This is a genomic window from Stutzerimonas zhaodongensis (genome assembly GCF_003696365.1).
Taxonomy (GTDB): domain Bacteria; phylum Pseudomonadota; class Gammaproteobacteria; order Pseudomonadales; family Pseudomonadaceae; genus Stutzerimonas; species Stutzerimonas zhaodongensis.
This window is the reverse complement of record NZ_RFFM01000001.1, coordinates 577549-594093: the sequence shown is the minus strand read 5'-3', so window position 1 is coordinate 594093 and position 16545 is coordinate 577549. Positions and strand designations below refer to the sequence as shown.

Below are 16545 nucleotides of genomic sequence, written 5' to 3'. Positions count from 1 at the left end.
CGACCCTGCGGTCGAAGCCGTGCATTGCGCCGTTGCGGTCTAAACCTGCTTGTAGATAACCGATCCTTCATCCTTGAAGCGTGAGGACTGCTCGGCGAAGCCGGCCTCTATGGCCTTCTGCTCGTCGGTCAGCCCGTTTTGTGCCGCGTATTCGCGCACTTCCTGGGTGATCTTCATGGAGCAGAACTTCGGCCCGCACATGGAGCAGAAGTGCGCGACCTTGGCCGAATCCTTGGGCAAAGTTTCGTCGTGATAGCTGCGTGCGGTATCCGGATCCAGGCCAAGGTTGAACTGGTCCTCCCAGCGGAATTCGAAACGCGCCTTGGACAAGGCATTGTCGCGAATCTGCGCGCCAGGATGGCCCTTGGCGAGGTCAGCAGCGTGCGCCGCAATCTTGTAGGTGATGATGCCCGTCTTGACGTCATCCTTGTTCGGCAAACCAAGGTGCTCCTTGGGCGTGACGTAGCAGAGCATGGCGCAGCCGAACCAGCCGATCATGGCCGCACCGATGCCACTGGTGATGTGGTCGTAGCCCGGCGCTATGTCGGTGGTCAGCGGGCCGAGGGTGTAGAACGGCGCCTCGTCGCAGCACTCCAGCTGCTTGTCCATGTTCTCCTTGATCAGCTGCATCGGCACGTGGCCGGGGCCTTCGATCATGCACTGCACGTCATGCTTCCAGGCAATCTTGGTCAGCTCGCCGAGGGTTTCCAGCTCGCCAAACTGCGCAGCATCGTTGGCATCAGCGATGGAGCCTGGACGCAGACCATCACCTAGCGAGAAGCTGACGTCGTAGGCCTTCATGATTTCGCAGATTTCGTCGAAATGGGTGTAGAGGAAGTTTTCCTGGTGATGCGCCAGGCACCACTTGGCCATGATCGAACCGCCGCGCGAGACGATGCCCGTGACGCGTTTGGCGGTGAGCGGCACGTAGCGCAACAGCACGCCGGCGTGGATGGTGAAGTAATCGACGCCCTGCTCCGCCTGCTCGATCAGCGTGTCGCGGAACAGCTCCCAGGTCAGGTCCTCGGCCACGCCATTGACCTTCTCCAGCGCCTGGTAAATCGGCACGGTGCCGATTGGCACTGGCGAATTACGGATGATCCACTCGCGTGTCTCGTGGATGTGCTTGCCGGTGGACAGGTCCATCACCGTGTCCGAGCCCCAGCGGATGCCCCAGGTCAGCTTGGCGACTTCTTCTTCGATCGAGGAGCCCAGGGCCGAGTTGCCGATATTGCCGTTGATCTTCACCAGGAAGTTGCGGCCGATGATCATCGGCTCGAGCTCGGTGTGGTTGATGTTCGCCGGAATGATGGCGCGACCGCGGGCAACTTCGTCACGCACGAACTCAGCGGTAATCTCCTTTGGGATCGAGGCCCCGAAGCTCTGTCCCGCATGCTGTTCGGTAAGCAAGCCGGCCGCACGAGCCTCCTGCAGCTTCATGTTCTCGCGGATGGCGACGTACTCCATCTCGGGCGTGATGATGCCCTGACGCGCGTAGTGCATCTGGCTGACGTTCTTGCCCGGCTTGGCGCGGCGCGGGTTACGCACATGAGCGAAGCGCATCTTGGTCAGTTCGGCATCGGCCAGGCGCTGTTGGCCGAAATGAGAGGTCAAGCCGTCGAGCAGCTCGGTGTCGCCACGATCGTCGATCCAGGCCGAACGAACATCGCCAAGGCCTTTACGTACGTCGATGGTCACGCTCGGATCGGTGTAAGGACCGGAGGTGTCATAAACCAGCACCGGCGCATTGATTTCACCGCCGAAATCAGTGGGCGTTACGTCCAGACTGATCTGACGCATCGGCACACGAATATCAGGACGCGATCCCTGCACGTAGATTTTCTGCGAACGCGGGAAAGGCTGGATCGACCCCTGGTCGACCTGGGCTGATTCACTGAGGTTTTGTTGTTCTACACGCATCAGGCTGGCTCCTAGAGAATTGTCGGAGCGAACCTGAAAAACACGGCGGATCAAGGGCATCGGGGCGCGCCGGGACTGGCGCCGAGAGAGCTTGCCGAACGACTGGCGAGCACATCTTGTTCCCTACGCAGGCCTTAACCTGATCAGGTTCAACGGGATCCGGAACTTTCCGATCTCAGCCTTCGCTTCAAGGCACCCCGACAAGAACGGGAACGAGTCTAATCAAGACTTCATGGGAATACCATGACGACGCTCGAGCGGGGCGACCGTCGGGTCACGATGGGCTACTGCCAGATCGCCGTTATCGACGTCTTGAACACCCTGCTCATGCGCCTTGACCGCCTGGGTGACCGGGCATAGCCTTGCCCATCACTTCGCTTCAGGGAAAGACGCACATGCTGCGCAGACTCACGTTAGCACTCGCCGTCACCGCTGCCTCGTCGGGGCTGACCTGGGCCGAGACAGCACCCCCACTTTCTGCCCGTACCGATCTGATCAGCGTGTACCGGCAAGCAGTCGCGAACAATGCCGATCTCGCCGCGGCCCGCGCTCAGTTCAAGGCGGTTCAGGAGATCGTGCCCCAGGCACGCGCCGGATTGCTGCCCAATCTCAGCGCGAGCGCCGAAGCCAGCAACACGGAGACCGACGTCGATACCAGCATGGGCTCACGATCGCTCAATCGCAGCGGTACCGTCTACCAGGCCACCCTGAGCCAACCGATCTTTCGCGCCGATCGCTGGTTCCAGCTACAAGCGGCCGAGGCCATCAGCGAACAAGCGGCGCTGCAGTATTCGATCGCCGAACAGGACCTCATACGCCTGACCGCTCAAGCCTACTTTGCAGTACTGCGGGCGCAGGACAATCTCGCGGCCGCCAAGGCAGAGGAATCGGCATTTCAGCGTCAACTCGATCAGGCAGACGAGCGTTTCGAAGTAGGCCTATCGGATCGCACCGACGTGCTTGAAGCCCAGGCAGGATTCGACACCGCACGCGCCAACCGGCTATTGGCTCAACGTCAGGTGGACGATTCCTTCCAGGCGCTGTTCACGCTCACCAACCGCGAATACCTTGCACTGGAAGGCGTCGAACACAGCTTGCCGGTTCTTCCCCCTGTACCTAACGACGCCAGCGCCTGGGTCGACACGGCAACCCGCCAGAACCTCGATCTGCTGGTCAGCAACCAGGCCGTCAGTGCGGCCGAAGAGACTCTCCGTCAGCGCCGCGCCGGTCATGCGCCGACGCTGGATGCCGTGGCGCGCTATAGCAAGGGCGACAACGACAGCCTCGGCTTTACCAATACCGGCAGCGAGGCCGTGGGCGGGATACCCCGCTATACCGGCGATGTCGAACAGCGCAGCATTGGCCTGCAACTGAACATTCCCCTCTACAGCGGAGGCCTGACGAGCTCACAAGGACGTGAAGCCTTCTACCAGCTGACCCAGACCGAACAACAGCGCGAAAGCCTGCGTCGTCAGGTTGTCGAGTCCACCCGCAACCTGCACCGCGCCGTAAACACCGACGTGGAGCAAGTGCAAGCGCGCCGGCAATCGATCATTTCCAACCAGAGCGCTCTGGAAGCCACGGATATCGGGTATCAGGTCGGCACGCGCAACATCGTCGACGTGCTAGACACCCAACGCCGCCTGTTCGCGGCAGTGCGCGACTACAACAACGCGCGCTATGACTACATCCTCGACAGCCTGCGCTTGAAGCAAGCTGCCGGCACGCTCAACCCCGGCGATCTGGAAGACCTGCAACGCTACCTGAAGGCCGACTACGACCCGGACACGGATTTCCTGCCACCGGATCTTTCGGAAAATTTCGGGCAACCTGTTCGGGTGGACTGACAGCAGGCGGCACCAGTCGGAAATGATGGCAACTCGGCCATTGCCGGACGCGCCTCAAAGGCCGGTTCGACAGAAAAGCGCAGCGTGCTTGCTATCAGCAGGGTCAACAGATGTCGGCTACGAACCTGTTCGGCGCTGATGCACCTGTCTAGCGCAGCAATGCATCTAGGGCGGCTAACAAGCGCCCCAATGCGCCTTGATTATTGTGCAGCACAGCCAATCCCGCCGCACGCGCCTGCTTGGTTCGTCCGTTATCGTTCCAGAAGGATTTGATCTCTGCTGCCAGCTCCGGGGCGGTGGTGATTTCAACCAGTCCGCCGGCGTCTCGCAGTTGTGCGGCGATATCCAGAAAATTGAACAGATGCGGGCCTGTCAGTACCGGTTTGCCGAGCGCTGCTGGCTCGAGGAGGTTGTGCCCGCCTGTTGGCACCAGGCTACCTCCAACGAAGGCGACGTCGGCCAGCGCAAACAGAAACAGCAGTTCACCCATGGTGTCGCCTAGCAGTACCTGCGTCTCGCCTCGCGGCGTTTCATCAAGCGACCGTCTAACAGTGGCGAACCCCTGCTTGCGACAAAGCTCGTGCACCGAGCCGAAGCGCTCCGGATGACGCGGGACCAGGATAAACAGAGCATCAGGTCGATCAGCCAGCAGCAGCCGATGGGCAGCCAGCAAGATTTCGTCTTCTCCGGTGTGGGTGCTGGCGCCTATCCATATCGGCCTGTCCGTTGCACCCCACCGCTCGCGCAGCTGCGCGGCACGCTCCGGCAGCATAGGGTCGATACTCAGGTCGAATTTAATCGAGCCGGTTACTTGAACGCATGCCTCACGGGCGCCAAGTTTTCGAAAGCGCTCGGCTTCTACCTCGGTCTGTGCGGCGATCAAGCTGAGTTCACCCAGCATCGGTTCGGTGAGCCGGGAAAATCGTGCATACCCCCGTGCAGAGCGCTCGGAAAGCCTGGCATTCGCCAGCGCCACCGGAACTCCACGACGCGCGCATTGATGGAGGTGGTTGGGCCACAACTCGGTCTCCATCACCACCGCCAACTTAGGCTGCACGCGATTCAAAAAGCGCGACGCCGCCCACGGCAGATCGTAAGGCAAGTAACAATGCTGGACAGCGTTGCCAAACAGCGCCTTGATCCGCTCCGACCCGGTCGGCGTCATGCAGGTAACGGTGATCGGCAAGTGCGGATATTGAGCCATCAACTCACGGATCATCGGCGCGGCTGCGATGCTCTCGCCGACTGAGACTGCATGCACCCAAATACCGCCTGGTTGCAAATCTGAGATTCCGGCCGCAAATCGTTCGCCGATGCGCTTTGAATAGGCCGGCGCTCGGCGTGCACGCCAAAGCAAGCGAACAACCACCAGGGGCAACGCGAGGTGGAACAGCAGGGTATAAAGGATGCGATTCATGGGCGCGGAGCTTAGCAAGGCACCAACCTGACGACCACAGCGATGCCTTATCGAAAAAAGCACCTCGCCCCGAAACTTGGTTCTCGCGATGAAGCCGAATGAGGTCGGTGCGCACCTTTTCCGACGCATCCGACCGGAGACGTTATGACTGGCTACATCTATCTTGCCATCGCCATTGCCGCCGAAGTGATTGCCACAACATCCATGAAGGCCCTCGCCGGGTTCAGCCGCCCATTGCCGCTCATGCTCGTAATCGTCGGCTACAGCCTTTCATTCTGGATGCTGGCGTTGGTGGTCAAGACCATCCCGGTCGGCATTGCCTACGCGATTTGGGCGGGTCTTGGCATTGTCCTGGTGAGCGTTGCGGCGGCGCTGATCTACGGACAGAAACTCGACCTTCCTGCAGCGCTCGGCATGGCTCTGATCATCGCCGGCGTCGTTGTGATCCAGATGTTTTCCAAAAGCACCGGCCACTAGCCACTCAAATGACGTTGTTGGGCGAGCGGTTATACTGCGCGCCTGACTCCACAACGAGGCCCCTCCATGTCCGAATCCCTGAGCACCGATATCCTGATCGTAGGGGGTGGCGTAGCCGGCCTGTGGCTGAACGCTCGCATGCGTCGGCTTGGCTATTCAACGGTGCTGGTCGACAAGGGCGTACTCGGCGGTGGTCAGAGCATCAAGTCGCAAGGAATCATTCACGGCGGCACCAAATACGCATTGAGCGGCGCACTGACTGGCGCATCGGAAGCCATCGCCGATATGCCACGTCGCTGGCGCGAAGCGCTTGAGGGTAACGGCGAACTGGACTTGTCCGGCGTGCGGCTTCTATCTGACGCGCATTATCTATGGTCGCCGGGCACCCTGACCGGCAACCTCACCAGCTTCTTTGCCAGCAAGGCGGTGCGCTCACGTGTCGGTCAGGTAAAGGGCAACGAACTCCCCCCAGCGTTGCAGGACCCGCGATTCAAAGGGAAGGTCTATCGACTCAGCGAACTGGTATTGGATGTGCCCAGCCTGATTGAACGCCTGGCAGAGCTGGGCGGGCCTGGGTTACTGAAAGCTGAGCGGGTCGAGCCGCTTCAAGAAAATGGCGAACTCACCGGGCTGATGGTCGACGCCCGCCCGATCAACGCTCAGCGCATCGTTCTGACAGCCGGGGCTGGCAATGCCGAGCTGCTGAATGGCCTGAACCTCGGCCAACCAGCCATGCAAAAGCGTCCGCTGCACATGGTCATCGTCAAGGCGCCAACGCTCAAGCCACTTTATGCGCATTGCCTCGGAGGTGGCTCCAAGCCACGCATTACGGTTACCAGTCACCCCTCCGCTGACGGCGAGTGGGTGTGGTATCTGGGCGGCGACCTGGCCGAAGCGAGTGGTGTTGCGCGCGACGAAGCGGCTCAGATCACTGCTGCCAAGAAAGAGTTGGCTGAACTGGTGCCCTGGATCGACCTAACCACTGCCAAATGGGCGACGCTGCGGATTGATCGAGCCGAGCCCGCGCAGTCGGCGCTGGCCAGACCAGACAACGCCTTTCTCGCCGAGCAGGGTCGGCTTCTGGTTGGCTGGCCAACGAAGCTGGCCTTGTCCCCCGATTTCGCGGATCGCGTCGAAGCGGCCCTGACGCGGGATGGCATCGAACCCCAATCGCATCAGCCGTTACCCGAGCTGCCCCGCCCAGCGATCACTGGCCCATTCTGGGAAGGCTTGGTGTGATGAAGACTTTGCACGATATGCATCGTCCGCTTGGAAGCACAGGCCTGCAGGTGTCGCCGCTAGGGCTTGGCACGGTCAAGCTGGGCCGGGATCAGGGTGTGAAATATCCCACTGGTTTTCGCATTCCGGATGATGCGCAGGCGCGCCAGTTGTTGAAGCTGGCCCGCGACCTGGGGATCAACCTGATCGATACCGCGCCGGCATACGGCGTCAGCGAGGAACGCTTGGGGCCACTACTCAAGGGCCAGCGCGACCACTGGATTATTGTCAGTAAGGTTGGTGAGGAATTCATCGATGGCCAATCACGCTTCGATTTCTCCGCTGCCCACACACGTTTTTCCATCGACCGCAGCCTTGAGCGGCTCAAAACCGACCGCATAGACCTGGTCTTGGTCCATTCGGATGGGCGTGACGTCGAGGTTCTGCGCAACAGCGGCGTCTACGAGACCCTTGCCGAGCTTAAACGCGAAGGCAAGATTCTCGGCTTCGGCTTATCGGGCAAGACAGTCGAAGGCGGCCTGTTCGCGCTCGAAGAAGGCGATTGCGCGATGGTGACCTACAACCTCAACGAGCAAAGCGAGCGCCCGGTCCTCGACTACGCGCAGGCGCATGCCAAGGGCATCCTGGTGAAGAAGGCCTTGGCCAGCGGTCATGCCTGCCTGCGCGCCGACCAAGATCCGGTGCGGGCCAGCTTTGAACTGGTATTCGCCCATCCCGGCGTCGGTGCAGCAATCATTGGCACCATCAACCCGCAACACTTGTCAGATAACGTGCTTACCGCCGCATCCGTTTTATCTCAACAACAATAAGTACGGCCCAAACGGCCGCCTACTGCCAGGAGGAGCCGAATGCCGCGCGTGCTGATTCGAAAGAACCCTACCGCTTTCAAGACGTTACCGCTCCTCGTAGAAGCCAGCCCAGAAGGCCTGCGCTACCAGAGCCTGGGTCGTCCCCTGAACTTCAGCGAGATGCTGGAGCGGCGCCGGCCCGTTGCCGTCGAAGACCCGACTCGCTTCAACATCGAGCTGGCCAACCTTGGCGTGTCGGTACGCCTGACGCTCAGCTGGCAAGGCCAGGAATACTGGGTGTTGGTGCGCCAGCAACGCCAGGATCGTGGCGATGTCGTGCTCAAGCTCATCTCGGGCTACGTGCCGGCCCATGAACTCAGCTTGCCGCTCCTGACGGCCATTCAGGAGGTCGCCGAAGAATGCCTGCTGGAAACGCCCGAAGGCTGGCTGGCGGGACGCTTTGGCGATACCTGGCTGCCAGCGCCTTACCAGAGCAGCCTTCGCTACCGTGAGGCTGTGCATTTCACCCTCGCGTCGCTCTCAGGCTCAGCAAAGCCGATCCAATGCGGCCAGATGACCCTCATGGAACGGCCGCGAGCCTATGTCCACCTGCCGACCGCATCTCTGCAGCTGGTCTACGACATGCGCCTCGAGCTACCCAAGGAGACCCGAGAGCTCAGCTTGTTTCATGTGGATGAGCGTCTTGAGGACGGCAAGCTGGTCGCCGAGTTGTCGCGCAGCCGACCTGACCTCTACCTGATTCCGCTCCAGCAGGGGCGACCCACGCCTGCGCTGCTCACCTTGCGCAAGGGCCAGCCAGTACCCGCCAGTACGCGCGGCCTGTGTTTGTCAGAAAGCTTTGCGCATCAGGATGAGTGGGTGGTACGTGAAGAGCGGATCAGCTGGCGCGACTGGATCAAAACCATCGCTGTAGCCGCATCGGGTTGAGATCGCCGTAATCGGGCCAGACCTGAACGGTCCGGCCTCGATTGCAACGGCTATCGCTGGCGAATCTTCTCGACGATGGCCGTCGTGGAGCTGTTCTCGACCAGACCCAAGACCCTGACCTCTCCGCCGTAAGCGGTGACCAGTTCAGCGCCGACGACCTGATCGACGCCGTAGTCGCCACCCTTGACCAATACGTCCGGCTTGACCTCGGCGAGCAGATTTTCCGGTGTGTCCTCGGCAAAGCAGACAACCCAGTCAACCGCGCCCAGCCCGGCCAACACGGCCATGCGCCGATCAACGGAATTGATGGGTCTTCCTGGACCTTTCAAACGGCTCACGGAACCATCGTCATTAACGGCGACGATCAGTCGATCACCTTGCGCCCGGGCCTGCTCCAGGTAGGTCACGTGACCGGCGTGCAGAATGTCGAAGCAGCCGTTGGTGAAAACTATCTTCTCACCCTCGGCACGGGCATCTTCGATAGCGGTGAGCAGCTGCTCCAGCGTCATCACGCCACGCTCGGATCCTTCCTCACGCTGCACCGCGCGGCGCAACTCAGGCGCACTGATGCACGCGGTACCCAGTTTGCCCACCACGATGCCGGCGGCCAGGTTCGCCAGCGCCACGGCTTGCGGCAGCTCTTCACCCGCAGCTATGGCAGCAGCCAACGTAGAAATGACGGTATCACCCGCGCCAGTTACATCGAATACTTCACGAGCACGCGCCGGCAGGTGCAGCGGCGAATGATCTGGGCGCAGCAACGTCATGCCATGCTCGCCGCGCGTAACCAGCAACGCGCCCAGCTCGAGCTCACTCATCAACTCAGCACCCTTGGCTACCAGATCGGACTCATCGGCGCAGTGCCCAACGATAGCCTCGAACTCCGCAAGATTAGGCGTGATCACCGATGCGCCCCGATAGATCTCGAAATCCTTGCCTTTGGGATCGGCCAACACCGGGATGCCACGCTTGCGCGCTGCCTGAATCAGCGCTTGGTGATTGCGCAGAGCACCTTTTCCGTAATCAGAGAGGATCAGCACCTTGACGCCGTCGAGCAACGCTTCTACCTGAGCAAGCAAGGCAGCAGGATCCGTATCGAAGGGCTCTTCAAAATCCATCCGCAACAGCTGCTGATGACGACTCATGACACGAAGTTTGATGATCGTGGGTTGGTGTTCGATCTGTTGAAAATGCGCGTCGACCCCGGCAGCGGCGAGGCTGTCGCTCAGGCTCTGCCGAGCCTCGTCGACACCGGTCACCCCGACCAAAGCCGCCGGCGCACCCAACGCTGCGATATTAAGCGCCACATTGGCCGCGCCGCCTGGCCGATCCTCGACCTGATCGACCCTGACCACAGGCACTGGGGCCTCGGGAGATATCCGAGACGTCCCGCCATGCCAGTAACGATCAAGCATGACATCGCCAACCACCAGAACGGAGGCTTGGTCGAAACGGGGCATGGATAGTTTCATATACGCTCCTAAGTTAAGACGAATAGCTTAGCAGGCACATATGTCCTAGTCGCCAGCCTTGGCCCCTTGCAACTCGCTCCCACGCGGCAGTGTCGGTAACGCGCAGGCGTACGCCACCGGCAACCAGACCCATAACCAAACCAGGTTGGGCGTGGAGAGGAATGAACTGAAATCAACACCGATCGATGGCACTGCACCACACAAGATAGCCAACCACAGCGCACAGAGCGGCTCCCCGCGCTGCAGCGAGAGGCGCCTGACCGACCCGATCAGAATCGTTATGAAACCCGCCAACCCTATTAAGCCGTAATTGAAAATTACTTCGACGTATAGACTATGCGCGTGATTAATAACCGTCTCGTAACCACCCAGACTCTGCACACCCAATAGATGCTCGACGCTAGCATCGGCTCCATGGCCAAAAAGCCAATTTCCCGGCATAACGCCAAAGACCATTCGCCAGATTTCATCCCGATGGGTCAACTGTCGGCTAAATAACTCATATGCGATTCGCTCGTGAAAAAAAACAATTGCAAGGGCTATCGTTAGACACATACCTCCCCAAAAAGCATATCGCTGCTTCTTATTGGCCATAACAGCAATAAGCACAACGACTGCTGTTACCGCGGCTAGCCAGCCGGTACGACCGAATGTTCCAAAAAGATAAACGATCGCCACAATGCAACATAACAACCAGAACCCTTGCCCCACGCGACTCTTGGTCGTTAGATAGAGCCATGCGATCAGAACAACGGAAAAGGACATCTGTAACGATGCAAGAACGCTGTTTTCGAACTCGGCCAACCCAGCAACTCCAGAACCACTTATGGCTGCCGCACGGTTACCTAGATCAAGTAAACCAGAGTCCCAAAGATTCCAAAGTGTTACAGCAGATGCTAATGCGGACGCGACCCCAACGCAGCCCAGAAGCTTTTTCCATGCATATTGCCACTGGTGCGCGATGTAAGAAATAGCGACAATAAAAGCCATTAGTAGCAACACCCGCCGCAACGTTTTACCATCACCCAGCAGCGTACTACTCGACGCAACATAGATCAGAAACACTACTACAAGCCACAGCAAGTAATTCTGCTTGGAAAACTGCCGCAAACACCCACTATCCAGCAGACTCAGTAGCAAGCATAGGAATAAGCTCGTACGGATAAACCCCGCCCAAGTACTGGCCTCTCCAAACCACCATAACCGACCAACCAGAAGTGCAAATAATGCGCAGAAAGCCAGCCCCACGCATGCATACCGGGGTGATATCAGCCGATGCGGGTCGGCTAGCAAGTGATTCATCAGATCAATCCACGGGCAATATAACCTGCGACCATCCCGAGAACGAGTACGGATGCTCCGATAGCGATTCGACCTATCTTTCGCTTTCGCTTTTTTCGTTGCTTCTGTCGATCAGAATCGGCCCATACATGGGCATCGTCCCCGGTATGCAGAACCGCATCCGACTCAAGAATAACCGTCGCGTATCCCTGCGCTTCAAATTCTTGCGAAAGGCGCGACTCGCCTTCGGCGGAAGAAGCAAAACGTGCAACTGGCGAAACCGTCTTATAATCGTGCAAACGCCTCAATCCAGGATTAAAAGAGAAACCGCGCCAGGCGGGCTCACTGGATAACAAGTAATAACAAGCCGCCCCATCAAGATCCAACCGATCACCGAGCGTATGAAAAGGGTAGTTGACTCGGACATCGTGAGCGAAACTTCTCAGCCATACCTGTAGCACCTGCGGGAAACCATCTAGAATCTTACGCGATTGTTCGACGAAACCGGGACGGTAGAACTCCCAGTCATCTTCACAATGAAAAACATAGGCCGTGTCGACCAATGAATAGGCACGATCTATAGCAGCGAGTTGTCCCAGTCGTGGCTGGTTCAATAGTACTGTGGTGTGAGGCTCCCAATGTGCAGGTATGACCTTATGCACGGCGTCACTGCCACTGTCCTCTACGACGACGACTGCTTTCAGCGGCGCAGTGTTATACCTATCAAAACTTTCAAGTGTCTTGCACAGATGCTCGAATCGCCCACAACTCGTAACTACCAGAGTCACATCGCTTTCAGTACTAAATTGCATGCTCTCGTCGATTACCCTTAATGAATGAGACCCAATATGGCTTTTTGCCTTTTTAGTTATCGCCGAGCCTGCCTGCCATTTACCCATCTAACGGTATTTTGCATAGCCAGCCGATATACCCACAGCAGCGTCAATGCTGTAAACGACCAGACATGATTTACCTCACGCCTCATCCTTACTCTTCAACACAGCCCGCACCCAAAACAACTCGTGTCGCCGTACTGCCTTGCGGAAAAACTCATCTTCGCCAATTCCAGGCCAAACTCGGCCCGCAAGAAAACGTTGAATGGTCCTACGCAGCCGCTTCTTGAACGGCAGTGGTATCCGCAGATCGTGTTGCATCGTCAAAGCCATCGCCTTGTCGACTCGAGACGACAAGGACAACTTCGGGCTCCAAGGCGCATATGCGGGCAAAGGTTCGATTGCAGGCGGGAGTGCTACGCCGTTGTTAGCAGGCCCCATCGGCCAGCGATCGTTGTCCGCGAGATGGTTGGCATAGAGCAGTTGCACATCGGGCTTCCAGCAACTCTGGGCGATGGCTTGTTCCACGGCCCGCGTCGCATGGATGTGATCATCATGAGGATCAAGTTCGGGATGCGGCATGACGATTACGTCTGGCTGATGCTGCTCAAGCAACGCAACCAAGTCGGCGATCAGATTCTGCCAAGTGGGCAAGCCGTCAGCGTCGCCCGGTAATGTGCATTTGTTGAGGTGACGAGCGCCACGAATGTCGGCCTCTTGGGATTCGCGCGAGCCATATACGTCGCTTGGATGACTACACATACCCGATAACTGCAGGCAGTAATAACCAAGCTGGATACAGTTATCTATAGGCACGTCGCCCCAGAGGGGTACCGCATAGCTGTTCCAAGTCCGCAGCCGGCCCTTCAACCGCGCAGCGGCGGCGCTATCAAGACCCAGGCGGCGATAGTAGCCAGCTTCGATTTCCCCTTGCGTGAGGGTAACGATGACAGGCTCTCTGCTTTCACTGTAAAGCCCGAAAGCCGCAAGTTCGGCGTCATCGGCATGGGGCGCAATGACCATCAGTTTCTGCTTTGAGAAGTCAGGGTGCGAGAATGCATAAAGCGTTGCTACGTCGTCCAAGCGGCAATACTTGCCTTTCAGCCTGACTTCGCCATGACGCAGCGAGTCTGCTTCTCCCGATAAGTTGATATAGCGGGTCCCCGATGCCCTTCTTTCAAAGTCTTGTCGATCCTGCTCTGGCGTCCCGCTTACTCGTACTTGAGGATCGAGCAGCCAGCCTAGCCAGGTGCTCTTGAGCTTTACCTGAAGCACCAAGGTTCCAGCACCTGCCGGAAGTTGATCTATTGCGAAGGTGAGCCGCCCCTCGCTTAAAGTAACCGGCAACGCGACAGTATCTGGAGGAAAGTCGTAGTGATAAGAGTCGCGAGGAGAATAGAAAAGATGGTCTGCAAACCAGGCTTCGTGGGCTAGCCAGAACAGGACCGCCAATACAGGCGAAATCCACCACGGCCCAATGTTGTAAATGCCGAAGTCAATAAAACTCGCAAGGATGAGTATCACCAAGGCGAGAACGATTCGTTTGTTACGCCGATGTTTCTTTAACAAGGCTGTTTTTCGTGCAGACATCCATCACACCTCGAAACAATCCGTGCGATTGCACCAGCGATCTTTGTACTCACGGTCTGCGCGTCCAAACGAATAGCGCAATGGCTTGCCAAGCGCCTCCGCGTCCGCCCAGGCGGCTTGGATATTGGCGAAGCTCAGGACACTGCCAGGACTGAAGGCTCGATTATCGGGATTTACTCCGCCGTTGACGTACTCGACGCTGACCCAACGGGGCGATTCAGCACGATAGAGTATTTGTATGGCGATAGGCTCTGTGCCTAGCACAACAACGGAGCCACAGATGAACGATCGCAGCCTTTGGAAGACTTCGGCCAGATTCTGCTTGCCCGGCACATCGAATCCCCAGCGTCGCTCGAACAGCTCGGTGTAGATGTCCGCCTGCTCCTGTGCGGTGAATGCCTGCATAGGTGTCAATACACCTCCAGCCTCCTCCAGCAGGCGCAGCTCGCGCCTCTGGTTATAACGGAACTTACGAGAGAACTGATCAAGCGGACGCGCGAGTGCAAGCTCATCCTTCTGGCGACGCAAGCCACTGAAACGACCTTGATTAAGCGAGGATAAAAATGCGCCGCGATGACGTAGTGGTGCAGCAGCAGTCTCATCGGCGGGCAAGATGATTTCCGCATTACCCAAATCGAAGGCTCCCCGCTGCCCCTTTTTTTTGAGCACCCGTCGAGAGAGGGCAATGTCCTGGCCCCAACACGGGACGGCCGCGACCAGATCGCCTGCGACGTAGCGCCCCAGATAGCGGACCTCAATATCGACCAGCGTCGACAGCTGACGCACGATTTCAGGATGCGTAGCAACACTCCCGCCGAAGCGATGCCATGCCTGGGCGTAGGCCTGTGCGTCGATCAGCTGCCAGCCTCGCTCTCGCCAGAACCGAAAAATCCCTATCACGTAAACGTCTCACCCTCGCCGTCGAGACGTTCAGAAGGTCCGTCACTCAGTTCCGCGAAGTCCTGGTTGTGCAGGCGCGCATAATAGCCGTTAGCTGCAAGTAGTTCGATATGGTTGCCCCTCTCGACAATCTGGCCCTGGTCCATGACCAAGATGAGATCTGCCTTCTCGATCGTCGACAACCGATGCGCGATGACAATGGTAGTGCGCCCCTCGACCACCTTATCCAGAGCAGCCTGGATGTGTCGCTCGGATTCTGTGTCCAGCGCTGATGTTGCCTCATCGAGGATCAACAGCGGCGCGTCCTTGAGCAATGCACGTGCAATAGCGAGACGCTGACGCTGACCGCCAGACAATAGAACACCATTTTCCCCCACGAGGGTCATGTAGCCCTCGGGTAAACGCTCGATGAACTCCGCTGCATAGGCATCGGCGGCCGCCTTTTCAACGTCCTCTTTGGGCGTGCTGGCAAGGTCACCATAGGCAATGTTGTTCTGAATGGTGTCGTTGAATAGCGTTACCTGCTGAGTAACCAGTGCTATATGTTGGCGAAGGTTGTTAAGCCGATACTGCTCCACATCCACGCCATCAAGCAGGATCTTGCCACTCGTATGCTGATAGAAGCGCGGAATAAGGTTGGCCAGGGTCGATTTACCACTGCCCGACCGACCGACGAGCGCAACCATCTGCCCAGGCGCAATAGTGAAACTTATGTCGTTGAGCACCTGTTTATCGGTGCCGGGATAAGTGAAGCTCAAATTCTGCACATCGATGCGACCTTCAACTCTATCGCGCTCCAGCGTGCCGGTATCGACTTCGGGTTGCTCATCAAGCTGATCAAAGATGCTTTCGGCACCAGCCAGACCCTTCTGAATAGTCGAACTGACCTCTGAAAGCTGCCGAATGGGCTTGGGAAGCAAGCCGGCGGCGGTTATATAGGCCACTAGATCGCCTACCGTGGCGTCACCTCGCAAAAGCAAGACAAGGAACATCAGCAGTGCCATGCCGGTGTAAGTTACGAACTGCAGCAGCGGGGTATACGACGCCGAGGTGCGAGTCATCTTCAGCTGCTTGCGCGTATTGTCGTCACTGGCCTTGTAGAAGCGCTCGCTTTCGTATCTTTCACCGCCAAAGCTCCTCACGACCCGATACCCTTGGATGGTCTCCGAGGCGACGTGCGTCAGCTCACCCATCGCGCCCTGTATCTTGCGACTCTGGCTGCGAAAGCGTTTGCTGGCCACACGCACCATCAACGAGATGACAGGCAGGATCGCAACCATGACCAAAGTGAGCTTCCAGTTCATCCAGAGCAGATAGCCGAACAGGAAGATCACAGTCAGCCCTTCGCGAACCATGACCTTGAGTGCGTCGGTTGCAGCGCCTGTCACCATCGTCACGTTGAAGGTGATTCGGGAGATCAGGTGACCTGAAGCATGTTGGTCGAAATAGCGATTGGGGAGCTTCAACAGACTATCGAACAGGGCCAGGCGCAGATCCTGCACTAGCCCGAGCGACACACGAGCCAGATAATAGCCGCCAAGGAATGATCCAACTCCTTGCCAGGCGGTAATGAACAGTAAGGCCAGTGGAACGCCGTAGAGCAGCTGGATATCCCCCAGCACGGGCAACGCCATCACGCCTTGCTCGGGGTTGGCCAACCCATCGACGAAATACTTGAGAAGAGCCGCCATCATCGGCTGGGTCAAAGCGAACAGGATATAACCGGCAAGGCTGACCACGAACATGAGCCAGTAGGGGCGCACGTAACCGAGCAGCCGCATGTAAAGCTTCAGGCTGGACATCGGCGCGTTGCCGCTAGAGGATTCCGACATG

Annotated in this window: 13 protein-coding genes and 1 riboswitch; of the genes, 5 read left to right on the top strand and 8 right to left on the bottom strand. The window is 58.3% G+C overall.

What is annotated here, in order from left to right; translation table 11 throughout:
* Nucleotides 1-39: 39 nt before the first annotated feature.
* Nucleotides 40-1920 (bottom strand): phosphomethylpyrimidine synthase ThiC, encoded by a 1881-nt coding sequence (gene thiC, locus EA797_RS02585; protein WP_122163629.1) that lies wholly within the window; start codon nt 1918-1920, stop codon nt 40-42.
* Between the two features lie 103 nt (nt 1921-2023).
* Nucleotides 2024-2130, bottom strand: a riboswitch (TPP riboswitch).
* A gap of 185 nt (nt 2131-2315) precedes the next feature.
* Between thiC and EA797_RS02580 the strand changes: the two genes are divergently transcribed.
* A complete protein-coding gene (locus EA797_RS02580) occupies nt 2316-3767 on the top strand; it encodes a TolC family outer membrane protein (protein WP_122163628.1) in 1452 nt (483 codons plus the stop codon).
* Between the two features lie 148 nt (nt 3768-3915).
* Here the strand turns inward: EA797_RS02580 and waaA are convergent, their stop codons facing one another.
* On the bottom strand, nt 3916-5184 hold the full coding sequence (waaA, locus tag EA797_RS02575; RefSeq protein ID WP_122163627.1) for a lipid IV(A) 3-deoxy-D-manno-octulosonic acid transferase: 1269 nt from the start codon (nt 5182-5184) through the stop codon (nt 3916-3918).
* Between the two features lie 144 nt (nt 5185-5328).
* Between waaA and EA797_RS02570 the strand changes: the two genes are divergently transcribed.
* From EA797_RS02570 to EA797_RS02555, 4 genes are all read left to right on the top strand, one after another.
* Nucleotides 5329-5661: an SMR family transporter gene (locus tag EA797_RS02570; protein ID WP_122163626.1), complete on the top strand. Its 333-nt coding sequence runs from the start codon at nt 5329-5331 to the stop codon at nt 5659-5661.
* Between the two features lie 66 nt (nt 5662-5727).
* The gene (locus EA797_RS02565) at nt 5728-6900 is read left to right on the top strand and encodes an NAD(P)/FAD-dependent oxidoreductase (RefSeq protein ID WP_122163625.1); all 1173 of its coding nucleotides are present in this window, start codon (nt 5728-5730) and stop codon (nt 6898-6900) included.
* A complete protein-coding gene (locus EA797_RS02560) occupies nt 6900-7709 on the top strand; it encodes an aldo/keto reductase (protein WP_167468760.1) in 810 nt (269 codons plus the stop codon). The genes EA797_RS02565 and EA797_RS02560 overlap by 1 nt, the downstream gene beginning before the upstream one ends.
* A 39-nt stretch (nt 7710-7748) precedes the next feature.
* Entirely contained in the window at nt 7749-8636 is an 888-nt protein-coding gene (locus EA797_RS02555; protein WP_122163623.1) for a metal ABC transporter ATPase, read from the top strand.
* A gap of 50 nt (nt 8637-8686) precedes the next feature.
* Here the strand turns inward: EA797_RS02555 and hldE are convergent, their stop codons facing one another.
* The 6 genes from hldE to msbA all read right to left on the bottom strand — a co-directional run bounded on the left by hldE (nt 8687) and on the right by msbA (nt 16544).
* On the bottom strand, nt 8687-10108 hold the full coding sequence (gene hldE, locus EA797_RS02550) for a bifunctional D-glycero-beta-D-manno-heptose-7-phosphate kinase/D-glycero-beta-D-manno-heptose 1-phosphate adenylyltransferase HldE (protein ID WP_122163622.1): 1422 nt from the start codon (nt 10106-10108) through the stop codon (nt 8687-8689).
* 45 nt (nt 10109-10153) lie between these two features.
* The gene (locus EA797_RS02545; RefSeq protein ID WP_122163621.1) at nt 10154-11410 is read right to left on the bottom strand and encodes an O-antigen ligase family protein; all 1257 of its coding nucleotides are present in this window, start codon (nt 11408-11410) and stop codon (nt 10154-10156) included.
* Nucleotides 11410-12201: a glycosyltransferase family 2 protein gene (locus tag EA797_RS02540; protein ID WP_122163620.1), complete on the bottom strand. Its 792-nt coding sequence runs from the start codon at nt 12199-12201 to the stop codon at nt 11410-11412. Before EA797_RS02540 ends, EA797_RS02545 begins: the two co-directional genes overlap by 1 nt.
* A 162-nt stretch (nt 12202-12363) precedes the next feature.
* Nucleotides 12364-13812, bottom strand: a complete 1449-nt coding sequence (locus tag EA797_RS02535; RefSeq protein ID WP_122163619.1) for a PIG-L deacetylase family protein — start codon at nt 13810-13812, stop codon at nt 12364-12366.
* Nucleotides 13813-13815: 3 nt separating this feature from the next.
* Complete coding sequence (locus tag EA797_RS02530; protein WP_122163618.1) at nt 13816-14712, bottom strand: GNAT family N-acetyltransferase; 897 nt, start codon at nt 14710-14712, stop codon at nt 13816-13818.
* Nucleotides 14709-16544, bottom strand: a complete 1836-nt coding sequence (gene msbA, locus EA797_RS02525) for a lipid A export permease/ATP-binding protein MsbA (protein WP_122163617.1) — start codon at nt 16542-16544, stop codon at nt 14709-14711. Before msbA ends, EA797_RS02530 begins: the two co-directional genes overlap by 4 nt.
* Between the last annotated feature and the right edge of the window lies 1 nt (nt 16545).